Annotated in this window: 11 protein-coding genes and 1 tRNA gene; 7 read left to right on the forward strand and 5 right to left on the reverse strand. The window is 44.0% G+C overall.

Annotated features, from left to right (window positions below):
- Positions 1-123: 123 nt before the first annotated feature.
- The 3 genes from BROSI_RS18390 to BROSI_RS18400 all read left to right on the forward strand — a co-directional run bounded on the left by BROSI_RS18390 (position 124) and on the right by BROSI_RS18400 (position 2,580).
- Entirely contained in the window at positions 124-1,569 is a 1,446-nt protein-coding gene (locus tag BROSI_RS18390; RefSeq protein ID WP_052565482.1) for a menaquinone biosynthesis decarboxylase, read from the forward strand.
- 4 nt (positions 1,570-1,573) lie between these two features.
- The gene (gene ubiE, locus BROSI_RS18395; RefSeq protein WP_052565485.1) at positions 1,574-2,308 is read left to right on the forward strand and encodes a bifunctional demethylmenaquinone methyltransferase/2-methoxy-6-polyprenyl-1,4-benzoquinol methylase UbiE; all 735 of its coding nucleotides are present in this window, start codon (positions 1,574-1,576) and stop codon (positions 2,306-2,308) included.
- Positions 2,309-2,506: 198 nt separating this feature from the next.
- Positions 2,507-2,580, forward strand: a tRNA-Gln gene (locus tag BROSI_RS18400).
- A 120-nt stretch (positions 2,581-2,700) separates the two neighbouring features.
- On the opposite strand, the gene BROSI_RS18405 is transcribed toward BROSI_RS18400, so the two are convergent.
- Positions 2,701-3,990 (reverse strand): LamG domain-containing protein, encoded by a 1,290-nt coding sequence (locus tag BROSI_RS18405; RefSeq protein ID WP_162183254.1) that lies wholly within the window; start codon positions 3,988-3,990, stop codon positions 2,701-2,703.
- Positions 3,935-5,086: an IS4 family transposase gene (locus BROSI_RS18410; RefSeq protein ID WP_420886087.1), complete on the reverse strand. Its 1,152-nt coding sequence runs from the start codon at positions 5,084-5,086 to the stop codon at positions 3,935-3,937. The genes BROSI_RS18405 and BROSI_RS18410 overlap by 56 nt, the downstream gene beginning before the upstream one ends.
- A gap of 454 nt (positions 5,087-5,540) precedes the next feature.
- On the opposite strand from BROSI_RS18410, the gene BROSI_RS18415 reads away from it, so the two are divergent.
- Complete coding sequence (locus BROSI_RS18415; RefSeq protein ID WP_200891791.1) at positions 5,541-8,990, forward strand: pyruvate carboxylase; 3,450 nt, start codon at positions 5,541-5,543, stop codon at positions 8,988-8,990.
- Between the two features lie 392 nt (positions 8,991-9,382).
- On the opposite strand, the gene BROSI_RS18420 is transcribed toward BROSI_RS18415, so the two are convergent.
- From BROSI_RS18420 to BROSI_RS18430, 3 genes are all read right to left on the reverse strand, one after another.
- Positions 9,383-10,099 carry an Lcl C-terminal domain-containing protein gene (locus BROSI_RS18420; protein ID WP_052565489.1) on the reverse strand — a complete coding sequence of 239 codons (717 nt, stop codon included), beginning with the start codon at positions 10,097-10,099 and terminating at the stop codon, positions 9,383-9,385.
- A 28-nt stretch (positions 10,100-10,127) separates the two neighbouring features.
- The gene (ettA, locus tag BROSI_RS18425) at positions 10,128-11,813 is read right to left on the reverse strand and encodes an energy-dependent translational throttle protein EttA (RefSeq protein ID WP_052565492.1); all 1,686 of its coding nucleotides are present in this window, start codon (positions 11,811-11,813) and stop codon (positions 10,128-10,130) included.
- A gap of 432 nt (positions 11,814-12,245) precedes the next feature.
- Complete coding sequence (locus BROSI_RS18430) at positions 12,246-13,499, reverse strand: integron integrase (protein WP_200891792.1); 1,254 nt, start codon at positions 13,497-13,499, stop codon at positions 12,246-12,248.
- 190 nt (positions 13,500-13,689) lie between these two features.
- Here BROSI_RS18430 and BROSI_RS18435 point away from each other — a divergent pair, with 190 nt between their 5' ends.
- The 3 genes from BROSI_RS18435 (at position 13,690) to dgt (ending at position 16,888) form a co-directional block, all read left to right on the forward strand.
- On the forward strand, positions 13,690-14,421 hold the full coding sequence (locus tag BROSI_RS18435) for a PaeR7I family type II restriction endonuclease (RefSeq protein WP_052565494.1): 732 nt from the start codon (positions 13,690-13,692) through the stop codon (positions 14,419-14,421).
- 4 nt (positions 14,422-14,425) lie between these two features.
- Positions 14,426-15,334, forward strand: a complete 909-nt coding sequence (locus tag BROSI_RS18440; RefSeq protein WP_052565496.1) for a DNA-methyltransferase — start codon at positions 14,426-14,428, stop codon at positions 15,332-15,334.
- 396 nt (positions 15,335-15,730) lie between these two features.
- Positions 15,731-16,888: a dGTP triphosphohydrolase gene (dgt, locus tag BROSI_RS18450; protein ID WP_200891793.1), complete on the forward strand. Its 1,158-nt coding sequence runs from the start codon at positions 15,731-15,733 to the stop codon at positions 16,886-16,888.
- Positions 16,889-17,006 lie beyond the last annotated feature (118 nt).

The following is a 17,006-nucleotide window of genomic DNA, read 5'->3' on the forward strand; positions in this document are numbered from 1 at the left end:
TGTTCTCCTTAAATTCTTTATTCTGACTTCCTGCTTCTGAATTCTATACTGACTATAGCCGAAATGGTTTGCATTTTTCCATTACAGGTCAGGAACTCTAACTTTATTCAAGTGTAAATAAACATGGCATATCAAGAGCTATCGGATTTTGTTAAAAAGCTGGAAGATGCAGGGCAAATAAAACGCGTCAAAACAGAAGTATCTGCTGATTTAGAAATTACCGAGATAACGGATCGCGTCTCTAAGAAACATGGACCAGCCCTCCTCTTTGAAAATGTAAAGGGTTATTCGATACCGGTACTCATTAACGCCTTTGGCTCCTATGAACGCATGGCCATGTCGCTCAATGTAAAAAGTGTGGATGAGATTGCCAAAGAGATTGAGAGTCTCGTTAAACCTGAGATGCCATCAACCTTTATTGACAAGATTAAGTTCATTCCACACCTCTTGATGACATTATCAAAATTTCCCCCCAAAATGGTGAAACATGCACCCTGTCATGAGATCGTATATGAAACCGATCCATCTCTTGCAAGATTGCCCATTATAAAATCTTGGCCGGGAGACGGAGGGAAATTTATTACCCTGCCTCTGGTTTTTACGAGAAATCTAAAAACGGGTAACAGGAATACCGGGATGTACCGTATGCACGTGTATGACAACCGGACAACCGGGATGCACTGGCATATCCATCACGATGGGGCCCGGCACTATCGGGATTATCAGCGAGAAAATAAACGTATGCCGGTGGCTGTTGCGCTGGGCTGTGATCCGGCCATTACCTATGCCGCTACGGCACCCGTTCCCCCGGAGGTAGATGAAATGGTCTTTGCGGGTTTTTTAAGGAAAAAAAACGTAGAGATGGTAGCCTGTAAAACGATTGAAATGGAGGTGCCTGCTGATGCAGAGATCGTGTTAGAGGGCTATGTCGATCCCAAAGAGACACGCATTGAAGGTCCCTTTGGCGACCACACGGGTTATTATTCACTGGCCGATTATTATCCTGTATTTCACATCACCTGCATTACACAGCGCAGAACACCGATCTATCCCACAACGATCGTGGGTAAACCCCCCATGGAGGATTGTTACATGGGAAAGGCTACGGAACGGTTATTTCTGCCCTTATTAAAACTTATGATCCCAGAGATTATCGACATGAACCTGCCGCTCTTTGGTGTCTTTCATAATTTTGCCTTCCTGTCAATTGATAAACGTTACCCATTCCAGGCGAAGAAGGTCATGCACGGGATATGGGGCATGGGGCAGATGATGTTCACAAAAATTATTGTGGTGGTGGATAAGGATGTGAACGTGCATAATGTGGATGAAGTCATGTGGCGAGTTGGGAATAACGTGGACCCGCGCCGGGATATTACCTTCGTTGACGGCCCCATGGACGCCCTGGAACACGCGTCCCAATTGCCCAAGATTGGTTCAAAGATGGGTATTGACGCCACCAAGAAATGGCCGGAGGAGGGTTTTACACGGGAGTGGCCTGACGATATCAGGATGTCACCGGAGATTGTCAACCTGGTGAATAGAAAATGGAACACATACGGAATTTAGATTTATGATTACCCAAACCGAATTATTAACGAAAAAAGGTGTGCATATCCAGCAGATGTTTGGCTCGATTGCCAGGGTATACGACCTTTTAAATACCATCTTAAGTTTTAACTTTGACAAGAGCTGGCGTAAGTTTGCCGTAAAGGTAAGTAACGCCACTGCGGATGCAAGGGTGTTAGACGTTTGTACAGGCACGGGTGATCTGGCGATTGCGTACTCAAAGGTATTAAACGGAAGTGGAAGGGTCATTGGAAGCGACTTCTGTCATGAAATGGTAAGACTGGCAGATCGCAAACTGAAGAAAAAGGATCACGCGGGCAGGATAAAGGTCATCGAGGCCGATACCTTACATCTACCATTTCAGGACAATTCTTTTCAGGTTTCTGCCGTGGCATTTGGAATCAGGAATGTATCTGATCTAAGGGCCGGTATTACCGAGATGGTGCGGATAACCGCTCCGGGTGGGCGTGTGATGATCTTAGAATTCTCGCAACCCACAAATCCCGTCTTTAAGGCGATCTATTATTATTATTTCAAAAAGATACTCCCTTTCATCGGAAAACTCATCTCTCGCAGTAAGTACAATGCATACTCCTATCTCCCGTCATCTGTACTAAACTTTCCCGATAGATATGGACTCCGGGCGCAAATGGAATCCTGTGGCCTTAAAGATGTGACGATATACTCAAGGACACTGGGCATCGTCACCATCCATGTCGGTCAAAAACCTTGTAATTAAATATGCATCAATAGGCTTGACTAGCCTAAAAATATTTTGTATTATGATGTAACTGAATTTTGGACGCTGATAAGCGCAGATTATCAGGATTGCCGTGCATATCTGTGGAAATCCGTGTCCTAATTTCGAAATTCCTCTTTTCATATCAAACACCAGCATACATATGGCGCTAGCCGGATAATGCGTCATTTCAAACACTGGGGAATAGTGTAACGGTAGCACAAATGACTCTGGATCATTTAGTCTAGGTTCGAATCCTAGTTCCCCAGCCAATAAAATCAAGGGTTTATGGCAAATTGGAAAATAAACTTCTTGAAAATTATCACTGGTAAATCACTGATAAGGAATTTAAACAAATGTTCGATAATCTTACACATCTCTATATTAAAAGCTCATTTACTTTGCAAGGCTTTGATTTCTGCTGTCATGGAGCCGATGGTGGCATTTAGCTGCTGAATTTCGAGTTGTTGAATCTCTTGTTTTCTGATTGCTTCTTTCTGAATTGCTAGTAAATAATTCAGAAAGCCAACTCCGGAAAATCCCCCAGGCTGCCCGCTTTCGGTTCTCCAAATAATTTCTTCGGGAATATTCGGGTCGTCAATCATAACACCAACAAAAGTCTGTTTAGGATTTGCTTTTAATCGCCACTGCTTCAAATCAAGCTGTTTCACTGTTTCATATGATAGGGCTGCTAATGTTTCCCCGTCCTCACTGACAACTTCTTTTAACTTAACATCGCATCTAGTGTCCCACGAATCTGCCAGCGTTGTCAATCCAGATACAAGTTCAAATGATCTTCCTGTTTGTACTGTTCGAGTACCAATTACAACCGCAATGTCAGAACTTCCATCCCCTGCAATGTCTGCAAGATTGATTGCATCGATCGTTCTCGGTGGTGGTGTAAAGTTTGTAGTCCATAAGTTTCTTCCAGAGATCACTAAATCATCTACCATCCCATTTAGCTCTTGCCCAACCGCTGAAACGGTTGCTGTGCCTATCTTCAATGCAGCCGCAAGATTATTCATTGCTGTTGCACTTGTAGATGTTGCGCAAGAGACACCGTTTACAAATATCTGATACTGATTATTTGATTTCACCCATGCCAAATGAGTCCATGTATTCTCTGAGATTGCTATCGATCCATAACCACTGGCGTATCCAGAACCTCCTTGCTTAAATTCAAAAAAAGGCTTACCCTGGCTAGCTCCAGCAACGTTATTGTAAATTACCAATCCCCAACTATTGTTAGTATCGACACATTGAGTGACTAATGCGATCCTATCAACCCCTGCATATCCAGACGTAGTTATGTTTACCCATGCTGCAACTGTAGCATTAGTTCCCCATTGCCATCTATCGTTGTCTGCACAACTTAGATAATCTCCAGTTCCATCAAACCATGCCGAACCAGAACCATTTTTGGCGGTAATTGTTCCGATAGTATTACCACCTGCAGTTATTACAGTATTGTAATTCGATGAATCAGTAAATGTAGAAGAACCAGGATTGTTTGCATGGAGTGATAAATATGTATAAGGCTCTGTTTCTGTGTATCCCCAAGCCTCTATCCTCGAACCTTCAATTATACTACCATTGCCAGCTGTAGTTGTTCCCAGCATTGTCCGGTTAAGTTTTTGCGTGGTCATAATTTTTAGCATGTTCTTTGAAATTGTAGTTGCCAAAAGGAGAAAAGTTTAAGTTTCTGGCTTCATTATTTATTTTGATTCTCAACTCTCTGACTCTTTTGATAGAAACTTTTTCTTTGAAATTATTGTGACAGTAAATAGCAAGTAGAAGATAGGTAATTAACCCTGCAAGTATTTGAACCATTAATCCGTGCTGTGATCGTGCGATAAGATGATAGACCTTGAGGTGGCGCTTCCACCAATCAAAGAATATTTCAATATTCCAGCGAAGCTTGTAAAGAGAAGCGATATCTTCAGCAGTAAGGTCATGGCGGTCAGTTGCAACCCAATACTCTTTAGCGTCTATCCAATACCCGATAAGGCGAACAGGTTTTTCTGTCTGATTCACCTGGGGTGTTCCAAGCAGGACAAGGGCATCATAAAAGACTATGCTCCCTGGCTTGAGAGGATTGGTTTTTATAACGGATTTATTTGTATTCTCTTTGATACGGCAGACAAAATGCTTTCCTTCTGTCTGCCATAGGTCAAAGTCTTTATGGCACTGATAATAACGGTCCATGATTCCCGTCTGACCAGGGGAGAGTATTTTGTTTACGAAAGGGCGTTCGTCACCTTTACCATCGGTAAGGTAAATTTTTGATGGAATAGAATGGTTAAGATTAAAACCAAGGTGGGCTTTTGCTTTTTTTGCCCCCTTTCGGTAATCTGCCCAATGCATGGAAAGGACTGCGTCAATGAATGAACCATCAATACTGACGAGTTCCCCCAGATGTTCATATTCCTTGGGGAGCACCTTTGTGGCATCGGCTTGAAGTTTCGTGAAAATAAAGAGGAGTTGCTCGAGGCCTCTGTGGTTGATGGCCTCGAAAAAGCTGCTCTTTTTGATACCGTCGGGAGGCGCTATTTCGGTTCTGGCAAAATCATCCTCTTGGAGTTCCTGAAGGAGATCTCTGCCTGAGGAATGTTCTTCGAGATGGTAATAAATAAGTGCTTTGAGTTGTTGTTCGAAATTCATCTGCAACGGCCTGTTTCCTTTTGATTCAAGAGGTGGCACCGAATGAAAAATATTCTGTACAGGACTAAACAGTTCATGAAACGTGGGAATTTTTTGCTGTTTGCAAAACGGATCAATGGTATATGGCATTTTTATAACTCCTTTATAGTTAAAGTGTTATAAAAATTTTGCCATCGTTGACTATTTCAAAAAGTCAAGCAAAAAATACCTCTTTCTAAAAAAATTTATTGTCTTTTGTTTTACGCAAATTTCTAACCGGACAATGCTGAGTAAAACCATACATACCCTATTTTACCGGCCTTTGCTGGACAGACACCTTCTTCTTGATTTTGCTGCCTTTTGACGGTATTCTTATTTTACTTTTTACCATCTGGGTTACCTCCTCTTAATTATTAGGTTAATCTCACTTACCCTATTATAATGAGGTAATCCTTGATGGTTTCACCTCCTTTTATCTTGCACTTGTGCAAGATTCAGGTTATATAATATTCCAGATAGTAAAGAGGATGTTCACAAATGGCACCTTCGGATAAAATGAATTTTTTCAGTAAACTCTATTTAAAGGTTTTTTATGGAAATCAGGAAATTTAAAAAGCTTCTCGTTGCCAACCGTGGTGAAATAGCGATACGGGTCTGCCGTGCAGCGCATGAAATTGGTATAAGAACCGTGGCAATATATTCTCACGAAGACCGCTTTGCACTTCATAGATTTAAAGCAGACGAAGCCTATCAGATTGGTAAGGGTAAAGATCCAGTCAAGGCTTATCTGGATATCGATGGAATCATTCATCTGGCCAAAGACAAGGAAGTTGACGCTATTCATCCGGGTTACGGGTTTCTCTCAGAGAATGCCAACTTTGCCCGTGCCTGTGAAAAGGCAGACATCACCTTTGTCGGTCCCCGTCCGGAAATCCTTGATACGCTTGGCAATAAAACCTCGGCCAGAGAAATTGCCGAAAAAGTGAATGTTCCCATACTTTCAGGGTGTAATCACCCAATTAAAAACCTGGATGAGGCTAAATCTCTCTGCAGCAAATTGGGATATCCGGTTATCATCAAGGCTGCCCATGGCGGCGGCGGTCGTGGTATGCGTGTGGTTCACAGTGAGTTTGAATTGGGCCATCGCCTGAATGAAGCCAAGCGTGAATCCCTGACGGCCTTTGGTTCTGATGAATGTTTTATAGAAAAATATGTCGAAAAAGCACGCCATATTGAGGTGCAGATTCTCGGTGACAAATACAATAATATGGTACACCTGTTTGAGCGCGACTGTTCTCTTCAAAGGCGCCATCAGAAAGTCGTTGAGATTGCCCCGGCACAGAATCTAGGCAAAAGCATCAGACAGAGCATCTGTGATGCAGCCGTAAAAATAGGTAAATCTGTGAATTATGATAATGCCGGTACCGTAGAATTTCTCCTTGATACAGAGACCGAAAAGTATTATTTCATAGAAGTCAATCCCAGAATTCAGGTTGAGCACACCGTCACCGAAACTATTACCGGTTTCGATCTGGTAAAGAGACAGATCTTAATCAGCGAAGGGTTCCCCCTCAATTCACCGGAAATCCGCATACCGAACCAGGAAGCAATTCATATCAATAGCATTGCCTTCCAGTGCCGGATTACCACAGAAGACCCTTCCAACGGGTTTGTTCCCGACTATGGCCGCATTCAGCATTACCGTTCTGCTGGTGGCATGGGTATCCGTCTTGACGCCGGAACTGCCTTCTCCGGCGCACTGGTAACTCCTTACTATGACTCTATGCTTGTGAAAGTTACGGCTTTTGGAACCTGTTTTGAGGAAACAGCACACCGTATGGATAGGGCGTTGGATGAATTCCGGATCCGTGGTGTAAAAACCAATATTCCGTTTCTCATTAATCTGATTAACCACAAAGATTTTCTGGAAGGTAAATGTACTACGCGCTTCATTGACGAAAATCCGAATCTCTTCCATTTTTCTCGCCGCCGGGATCGTGCTACCCTCATCATGCGTTTCATGGGAGATATTCTGGTCAACGGTCACCCGCTTATTAAGGAAATACCCAAGTCCATATGCCGCCGTAAAGCGCCGGTTCCTGCTGCCGATCGTAAAAACCCCAGACCTAAGGGCAGCCGTGACCTTCTCCTGGAAATGGGACCAAAAAAATTCACCCAGTATATCATCGAGGAGAAAAAACTGCTGTTGACAGATACGTCTTTCCGCGATGCGCATCAGTCCCTGCTGGCTACCCGTATGAGGACTATAGATATGCTGATGATAACTGAGATATACTCTAGGAACCATGCCGATTTCTTTTCACTCGAAATGTGGGGTGGAGCAACCTTTGACACCGCCATGAGATTTCTCATGGAATGTCCTTGGGAACGCTTGCGCTTCATGCGAAAACTGGCGCCCAATATACTCTTCCAGATGTTGCTCAGGGCATCTAATGGCGTTGGTTATACCAACTACCCTGATAATGTCGTCAAGGCATTCATAAAACAGTCAGCAGAAAGCGGCATAGATATATTCCGTGTCTTTGACTCTCTGAACTGGGTCACAAACATGAAAGTGGCAATGGATGCCGTTCTGGAAACCAAGGCCCTCTGTGAAGCCGCCATATGTTACACCGGAGATATTTTGGATTCAAAACGGACTAAATACACGCTGGGCTATTATATAAAAATGGCAAAAGAGCTGGAAGGCCATGGCGCTCATATCCTGGCAATCAAGGATATGGCTGGCCTCTTGAAGCCTTATGCTGCCTATGAACTGGTTAGTGCTCTGAAATCTGAGCTGAAGATCCCCATACATCTTCATACCCACGACACATCAGGCGGTCAGATCGCCACCCTCATCAAGGCTGCAGAGGCTGGTGTAGATATTGTGGACGCCGCAGTGGGGCCTCTTTCCGGACTGACCTCTCAGCCCAATCTGAACACCCTGGTGGAAATGATGCGTTTTCACAAACGTGACACGGGTATGGACTTCAAGGCCCTGGGGTTACTCTCGGACTACTGGGAAGTGGTCAGGGAGTATTATGCGCCATTTGAATCCATTCAAAAGTCAAGCACTGCCGAGGTGTACCATCACGAGATCCCTGGCGGCCAGTTTACCAACCTTTTCCAGCAGGCCCATTCTATGGGTCTGGCACACCGCTGGCATGAAATCACCGATGTTTATGCAGATGTCAACCAGCTTTTCGGAGATATTGTGAAAGTTACTCCATCCTCGAAGGTTGTTGGAGATCTGACACTTTTTCTGGTGACAAATGACCTCAGGGCTCAGGATATCGTTCACAGTAACAAGGAAATTTCTTTTCCCACATCCGTTATAGAATTTTTTGAAGGCCGTCTCGGCCAGCCGACCGGAGGTTTTCCAAAAGATGTACAATATAGAATTTTGCGAGGGGCGCCTGCTTTCACTGAAAGGCCTGGCGCTAATCTGCCGCCTGTGAACCTTGACGAGATCAAAAAAGAAGTTGGGGGTCGGATCTCCAAATCCATCACCAACGAAGAACTCATGTCTTATCTGATGTATCCGGATGTCTTCATTCAGTACGCTGAGCACAGAAAAAAATACGACGACGTTTCTGTTATTCCCACGGATGTATTTTTCTATGGCCTGCCTATGAACGAAGAAGTCGCCCTTGACATCGAAGAAGGAAAGACCCTGATTTTCAAACTGGTGGCCATAAGCCCGGTAAATGCGGAAGGAGACTGTACCGTTTTCTTTGAACTGAACGGTCAGCCGCGTGAGGTAGTTATTGCCAACCGCAAGGTCGCTGCTTCAGTAACCAGGCGTCCTCAGGCAGAAGAAGGAAACAGCAAACACGTCGCTGCACCCATGCCGGGCATGATTGTCAATGTAAAAGTAGGCGTTGGCGATAAGGTTGTTAAAAATGATCCGCTTTTGATAATGGAGGCCATGAAGATGGAAGCGACTATTTATGCTGAACATGACGGTGAAATTGGTCAGATTTTGGTTAAAGCAAGGGAATGTGTCGAGGCGAGAGATTTACTGATCGTCTACAAGTAATTATATATAGGAAGGTGGTCTGGTTTGAAGACAACTACTTGGATTGACGAAGCGCCAGAAATGTCAGCCTCGTTGCAGATATCAGCCAAGGCAGGCACCGCCTACCAAAAATTGAGCAATCGGATGGGCACTGCATGAAGGGTACGTCCTCGTAAAAACGGGGATTGGATCGAAATGGTTTGACAAAAATTGATTATGGCAGGCATTGCCTCCCTACATAAAAATTGTACGACTGGAAAATAGACATATATGACGAATTATCAAAGGATACGGATACCGGGTTAACCTCTTTCTTTACGGTGGTCACCTCCAACGGAAGAAAAACCCGGTGATTCCAAAAAGCAGGCAAATCCTAACGCTGTTTTCAAATATACAAATGAACAAATGTACAATTATCTTCTCCGAAGGGCACGAACTGAGTATTTGATATTGCCATCATTATAGACGTAGTCGCAATAGCCCGAATCAAACCTGACAACCCAGGACATCGAATCTCTTCTGAAATCAGACGTCCAAATCCTCACCTGACATGGGTCAAATATTTGGTCAATATGTAAATCACCATTCTTCTTTGTTGGCTCCATCAAAGACATAGCTTCTTCTAAGGTCGGTAAACGCCAGTCATGATAACCGGCAAATTGTTCATGGTTCAGTTTGGAAATATAGCTCTTTGTTTCTTCATAATTCATCTCTCCTTGGGAACCTGATTGCTGCCACAGTAAACTACTTGCATGATCATAAACAGCCGTTCCTCCATCTTGAACTTGAAACTCATGAGAAAAACCCTGGATGGAAGAATTCCTTCGGGAATCGAAGAGACCCTTATCTTTCAGCACGATCTGTACTATTTCAGGTGATAATCCCTTTTCGGGCTTGTTGCGGAATATTGTTTTGATAATCGTTGAATTTTCAGTATCTGCGGTTCTCTTTAGCCTGAAAATGGTAACTTCATTATTCACTATTATCATTACAACCAAACCAATTATTATAGGAATAAAAATGCTGGAGATCAAATACGGCATCCTTTTCCTGTTTGTTGAATGGTGTTGAGATTTTTCTTTATTTGGGATGTCTTGCTTATACTTTCTTTGCATTATTATTTCTGCCATTTCAGGTTTTTAGTTCCTCCACACAACTTTAAGCCCTAGTCAAATGCCGGTATTTGATGCGGTGGGGCTGGTCTTCTGTAATGCCAAGACGTTTTTTTCTATCCGCTTCATATTCGGAATAGTTTCCTTCAAACCAGAAGGTTTTGCTGTCTCCCTCGAAGGCAAGGATGTGGGTAGCGATCCGATCGAGGAACCAGCGGTCATGGCTGATCGCCAGGACACAACCGGAGAAATTTTCCAGGGCGTCTTCCAAAGCCCGCATGGTGTTTACGTCGAGATCATTCGTGGGTTCGTCTAACAGAAGCAGATTGGCGCCTTCTTTCAGTATACAGGCAAGATGTACCCTGTTCCGTTCTCCACCTGATAGTGTTTTCACTGGCTTTTGCTGGTCTGTCCCGGAAAAATTAAAACGCGCCACATACGCACGGGAATTAACCTCCCTGCTGCCAAGCCGGATAATATCCTTCCCCCCTGAAATTATCTCCCATATGGTTTTGCTGGGATCGAGGGTTTCCCGACTTTGATCAACGTATGCGAGCTTAACCGACTCACCCACCCGGATCGTACCGGTATCCGGTTTTTCTTGGCCGGTAATCATGCGGAATAGGGTGGTTTTTCCGGCGCCGTTGGGGCCAATGATCCCGACAATTCCTCCGCGTGGCAGGGAAAAGGTCATCCCCTCCACCAAAATACGGTCTCCGTATGCCTTGGTTACCTTGTCTGCTTCAACGACCAAATTACCCAGTCTCGGGCCGGGCGGGATATAGATCTCTAAATCCTTTATACGGTTTTCACCTTGTTGTTCAAGGAGCGATTCGTAAGAGTTAATACGTGCCTTCGATTTTGCGTGTCTGCCCTTGGGTGTCATCCTGATCCATTCCAGCTCGCGTTTGAGGGTCTTTTGCCGCTCGGTCTCCTGCTTTTCTTCCTGCTGTAACCTCTTTTGCTTTTGCTCAAGCCATGACGAATAATTCCCCTTCCAGGGAATTCCATACCCCCTGTCCAGTTCTAATATCCAGCCGGCTACATTATCGAGAAAATAGCGATCATGGGTTACTGCGATCACCGTGCCCTCATAATTTTGCAAATGATGCTCCAGCCATGCAACCGATTCGGCGTCAAGATGGTTCGTCGGTTCGTCTAACAGTAAAATGTCCGGTTTTTGCAATAATAACCGGCAAAGCGCCACACGGCGTCGTTCCCCTCCGGATAACACCTTTATCGGCATGTTCCCTTCGGGGCAACGCAAGGCGTCCATTGCCATTTCCAGGCGTGCATCCAGATCCCATGCGCCAAGCGAGTCAATTTTTTCCTGTACCTCCCCCTGCCGTTCTATCAGTTTGTTCATGTCGTCATCCGACATCGGTTCGGCAAATCGTTCATTGATCCGGTTGTACTCATTGTGGAGGTCTACTAGTTCCTGAACCCCTTGTTCCACAATTTCACGTACCGTTTTTGTCTCATCCAGGTGTGGTTCCTGCTCTAAAAATCCAACCGTGTAGCCGGGTGAAAGGGTTGCCTGTCCGTTAAAGTCCGTATCCACTCCGGCAAGAATACGCAGGAGAGAACTCTTTCCTGAACCATTCAAGCCCAGTACGCCAATCTTGGCGCCGTAAAAATACGAAAGGGAAATATCCTTCAACACGGGCTTCTTGTCATAATATTTGCTTACCTTGAGCATGGAATAGATGATCTTATTCGGTTGATTACTCATTTTGATTGTCTCCGAAAAAATGGCTTTGAAATTACCATAGAGGTATCAATTTGGCTTTTTGAAAAACCCCAAAATATTGAGGTTTTTATTAAAAATTTTTGCGCTTTTACCTGTTCTATTGAGCGTGAGAAAATGTAATCCGGCTAATTCATGTCAAGACGTATCGACGACTCTTTTAAAGAGGGTAAAATAAGTAAGACTATCTTTACTTTTTAAGTGTATCTTTTGAATTACTATAAAGATATTTTATTGGTATGGCAAGTCTCAATCAAGAATGTATTTCTGAACTTATAACCATCCCTTTTTCCTCCCCATCGCAAGGCAATGTCATTGAATTAAGGCAGAGAAGTCTTTTCTCTTTAAATTGGGCCTTCGGCAACTTTTTCATGTAGAGCGAAGAGACTCTTCGCTCTACAATCGAAACTTTGAAATTTATGCATCCAGAGGGCTCCGCACGCCTAATATATTTTTTGAGGCAACGTGGGTATAAATCATGGTGGTTTGAAGATTCCTGTGACCAAGCAACTCCTGAATTGTCCTGATGTCATATCCCTTCTCCAGTAGATGCGTGGCGAAACTATGCCGTAACGTATGTACGGATGCCTGTTTCGTAATTCCTGCCTTTGTGACGGCAACCTTGAATGATTTTTGGAGTGATGCAGGGTGCATATGATGACGCCGCACCGTGTGCGTGCGCGGATCAACGGAAAGAGATTTGGAGGGAAAAAGCCAGAACCAACCCCACTCCTTGCCTGCATCGGGATATTCCTTTTCCAGCGCACCAGGAAGATAAACTCCATGAATGCCCTTTTCCCTGTCCTGATCGTATAAGCCCCTTACTTCCGAAATGTGCGCAATGAGATCATCTTTAAGGGACTCAGGGAGAATCGTTCTCCGGTCTTTATTCCCCCTGCCCGATCTCACAATGACAATGTTCTGTTCGAGGTCAATGTCTTTTATTCGCAGACTCAGGCATTCCTGCAACCTGAGTCCGCATCCGTACGTGAGCATTGCCATAATACGTTGGGCTCCTGACAGATGATCAAATATTGCATGCACTTCCTTTAGCGTGAGCACCACCGGGATGCGTCGTTTGTATATCGCTCGCACCGCATCCAGTTCCTTTTCACCTATCTCCTTTTCAAGCACATGCCGGTAAACAAAAAGAAGCGCATTTAAAGCCTGATTCTGAGTGGAAGCAGACACCTTTTGTTCTACTGCAAGGGAACTCAGGAAATCCTGTATATCCCCGTTTGTCAGTTCTGATGGTTTTTTATCATGGACATATCCCCGAAATGAGCGCAGCCAGGAGATATAGGTCTTTTCCGTGCTATGTGACCGATGTCTGAGCCTGAGGGCTTCTCGTGTCTGTGTTTCAAGCAGGTTCCATTCGTTTTCACCCTCTGAAGACTTCATCGATGCATTTTTTTGTAATGAAGTGAGGTAATAGCTATAAAGCCGCAATGCATTTTCGGCCTGCTTGACCTGCCCGTCTTCATGGGTTTTGGCCAAATATTTCTGGAATCGATTCGTTTGCTCCGGATTTAATACCACAGAGTCGGGCGTGTCGAGAAACGAGTAGCAGTCAGAGACCCACTTCAGGTAAAAAGGGACATCTTTTTCTTTCACCAGCGCTTTTTGAGTAAGGTAGTCTTTGAAAGATGAAAGCATAATAAAACCAAACAATTATCAAGATTCCACATACTAATAAATTAGGAGTAATATTATAGAACTATATTCAATATTTCAACATAATTCTATCGATTTTTGTTTGACAACGGATATGGCATGATATACTATGCTGACATTCACAGAATAAAAATAAAATAAATGTTGGCCATAGAAAAATAAACTATACTACTGATAAAATAATTGCATGAATCAACACGAAATCCTCCGACATCTACCCGATCTCAGCTCGAAAGCGGTTGCTCATTACTGGCAGACACGGGCTACACAGCGAAAGAAGCAGGAGCAGGCTGGAAAGGCCGACCAAGGATTGAGAAGTGCGGTGACGGGTGGCGCACAGATGAATGGGTTTATTGACCTGTTCACTAAGCTTGTTACCCAAAGCGGCATACCTGAGAGATATGTATTCCGAAAGAAAGCCATTGAACTTCCAGGTTTCTTCCGCCCCACTAAAGAATGGGACCTCCTTGTTGTTAGGGAGCGGACATTAATTGCCGCTGTCGAAGCCAAATCTCAAGTTGGTCCTTCCTTTGGCAACAATTTCAATAACAGGACGGAAGAAGCAATGGGAAGTGCCCTTGATCTGTGGACAGCCTATCGCGAACATGCCTATCTTGATAGCCCTCAACCCTTTCTTGGATATTTCTTTATGCTGGAAGATTGTACAGCATCAAACCGGCCGGTCAGCATTCAAGAACCCCATTTCAAGGTATTTCCTGAGTTTCGTGGCGCGTCATATATGCGCCGTTACGAATTGTTCTGCCGGAAACTTGTTTTAGAGCGTCATTATACCGCTTCCGCTTTTATAACTTCATCCAGCCACGAAGGCCTTAAGGGTATATTCAAAACACCTGCGGATGACCTGTCGATTGAACGTTTTGCAAAGATACTCATTGCTCATGTGACGACCTTTGTGTGAATCCATGCAGCCTACGTCCCACAGATTGATCAATGCTGATGCAAGAAACCTATCGTTCCTAAAAGATGAATCAGTTCATCTTGTTGTAACATCGCCTCCTTACTGGAATCTTAAGCGTTATAACGAGAACCCACATCAGCTTGGCCATGTTCAAGAGTACGAAGCCTTTCTTGCTGAATTGGAAAAGGTCTGGCGGCAAGTGTTTCGTGTTCTTGTCCCTGGAGGACGTCTGGTTTGCGTTGTTGGGGATGTCTGTGTTGCCCGACGAAACTTCGGACGGCATCTTGTATTTCCGCTTCACGCCGACATCTGCGTTATATGCAGACGCATTGGTTTTGACAATCTCAACCCGATTATCTGGCACAAAATAGCCAACGCGTCATATGAAGTTTCAAATGGATCAAAGTTCCTCGGGAAACCCTATGAGCCTAATGCTATTATCAAGAATGATATGGAGTTCATTCTTATGCAGAGAAAACCTGGTGGTTATAGAAAGCCAACAAACGCGCAGCGTGAAGCAAGCAGATTAACGAAAGATGAGTTTGATTGCTGGTTTCAGCAGATATGGAACATCACGGGAGCATCAACCAAGCACCACCCTGCACCGTTTCCCGTGGAGCTTGCCAAACGTCTGGTACGGATGTTCTCCTTTGTTGGAGATACTGTGCTTGATCCTTTTTGCGGATCGGGGACAACAATGGTTGCAGCACTGCGTTCGGGCCGCAACAGTATTGGTATTGAAATCGACCCTGAATATTGCCGAATGGCAGCCCGCTACCTGAAAGCTGAAACATCAGGCCTTTTCTCAGAAGCAAAGCTTCTTTTTGAAAGAGGCATTGCAGAGCAGGCATATGTTGTTAGTGAAGATCAGGCTTTCTATGAAGTCAGACCGGCAAAAAAGAAATTGGAATAGGCCAACAAATCGCTCCACATGGACGTGGCGATACTGCCGCCACGCCAGTGAGCTTCATCGTTATGCCTCCCTGTTCCGTAGAGATGCTATGGGAATATAATGAACAAGTAGCTTATAGAATCTGCGTTAATCTGTAAAAGAGGGCAAGTAAAGTGAACCAAGACCGGATCGAGCGTTGGAAGAAGTTCCTTTCTGATAAAAGGCTTGGAGAGTCTCCAACAACAACAAAACCACCTGAAGGTCGGTCAAAATTCGACCAAGACTATGACCGTATAGTATTCTCTAGTGCTTTTCGTCGTTTACAGGATAAAACCCAGGTTTTCCCTCTGTCCCAATCCGATTACACTAGAACTCGGCTCACTCATAGCGTTGAGGTTTCCTGTGTAGGCCGTTCACTTGGTCAGATGGCTGGTAAGGATCCTCCAAAAAGAAGGCGTGCTTAAACAGGATGACTTAACTTATGGGGATATTGGAACGATCGTCGCTGCCGCTTGCTTGGCTCATGATATAGGTAATCCGCCATTTGGGCATTCCGGTGAAAAGGCAATCCAGCAATGGGCAAGAACAAAATTCAGGGGTACAACATCTGGTGAATTGAATCTGAATGATTTGATTCCAGATAGATCACAGCAGGGAGATTTTTTATCTTTTGAAGGAAACGCCCAGAGTTTTAGGATTCATTCCAAGCTCCAAGCTAGAGAAAGGCGAGGGGGATTACGACTAACTCTAGCGACAATCGGCGCAATGACAAAATACCCCCGCCCCTCTCTAATAGAAGAAGCCCTTAAAGATAAAGATGTATCCCTCAAAAAATGTGGCTACTTTCAAGATGATGCGCCTCTGGCTGTTGAAGCATTCCGCGGTTTAGGATTAATTGAGAAATCTTCAGGTGTTTTTCAAAGGCACCCTTTGGCTTTTTTAGTGGAAGCAGCAGATGATATTTGTTATGCCATCATTGATATTGAAGATGCTCACCAATTGAGAATTATTCCCTATTCAGATGTCGAAGATGTACTTCTTCCTATAGCCAAAAGAGTTAATGAATCTCCAATTAATTCTTATAACCTTGAAGCTACTAAGATTTCTAGATTGAGGGCTATGGCAATTCATGCACTCACTATGGAATGCATTCAAGTATTCAAGGAGAATTTAAAGCAGATCGAGAATGATAACTTCAAAGTCAGCCTGATCTCCCAAACGTCGCTGTGCAATGAATACGAAAAGCTAAAAACCTTGGCCAATAAAGTTTATATCAACGAGCGGGTACTACAAATTGAATATGCTGGTTTTCAAGCAATTGGTGGACTCATTGAAATGTATTATTCAGCAATCTTAACAGATCAACCAGATCCTAAGGAAAAGAACCTAAGGCAGCTATTCCCAAGACAACACCTACAATTATCTGAACAACAATTTAATACGCACGACGAATATCTAAAAATACTTTCACCTTATCAACGTTTACTTGTGGTCACAGATTATATTTCCGGTATGACAGATACTTACGCCGTTGATTTATACCAGAAACTTTCTGGCATCAAACTACCTTCGTAAGTACGAGGAATAACAAGCCAAGTAGGGTAGGCACCGCCTACCAAAAATTGAGCAATTGGGGTAGGTTTCTGCATAAAGGACATGTCCTCGTGAAACTTGTCCTCATGAAAATGGGGAA

This window comes from Candidatus Brocadia sinica JPN1 (assembly GCF_000949635.1).
GTDB lineage: Bacteria > Planctomycetota > Brocadiia > Brocadiales > Brocadiaceae > Brocadia > Brocadia sinica.

Bases quoted from the DNA above. Each gene is read 5' to 3' on its own strand.
- ettA (WP_052565492.1), bottom strand. From the start codon at position 11,813: ATGAGTAATCAACCGAATAAGATCATCTATTCCATGCTCAAGGTAAGC.
- BROSI_RS18415 (WP_200891791.1), top strand. From the start codon at position 5,541: ATGGAAATCAGGAAATTTAAAAAGCTTCTCGTTGCCAACCGTGGTGAA.
- BROSI_RS18440 (WP_052565496.1), top strand. From the start codon at position 14,426: ATGCAGCCTACGTCCCACAGATTGATCAATGCTGATGCAAGAAACCTA.
- BROSI_RS18435 (WP_052565494.1), top strand. From the start codon at position 13,690: ATGAATCAACACGAAATCCTCCGACATCTACCCGATCTCAGCTCGAAA.
- ubiE (WP_052565485.1), top strand. From the start codon at position 1,574: ATGATTACCCAAACCGAATTATTAACGAAAAAAGGTGTGCATATCCAG.
- BROSI_RS18390 (WP_052565482.1), top strand. From the start codon at position 124: ATGGCATATCAAGAGCTATCGGATTTTGTTAAAAAGCTGGAAGATGCA.
- BROSI_RS18420 (WP_052565489.1), bottom strand. From the start codon at position 10,099: ATGGCAGAAATAATAATGCAAAGAAAGTATAAGCAAGACATCCCAAAT.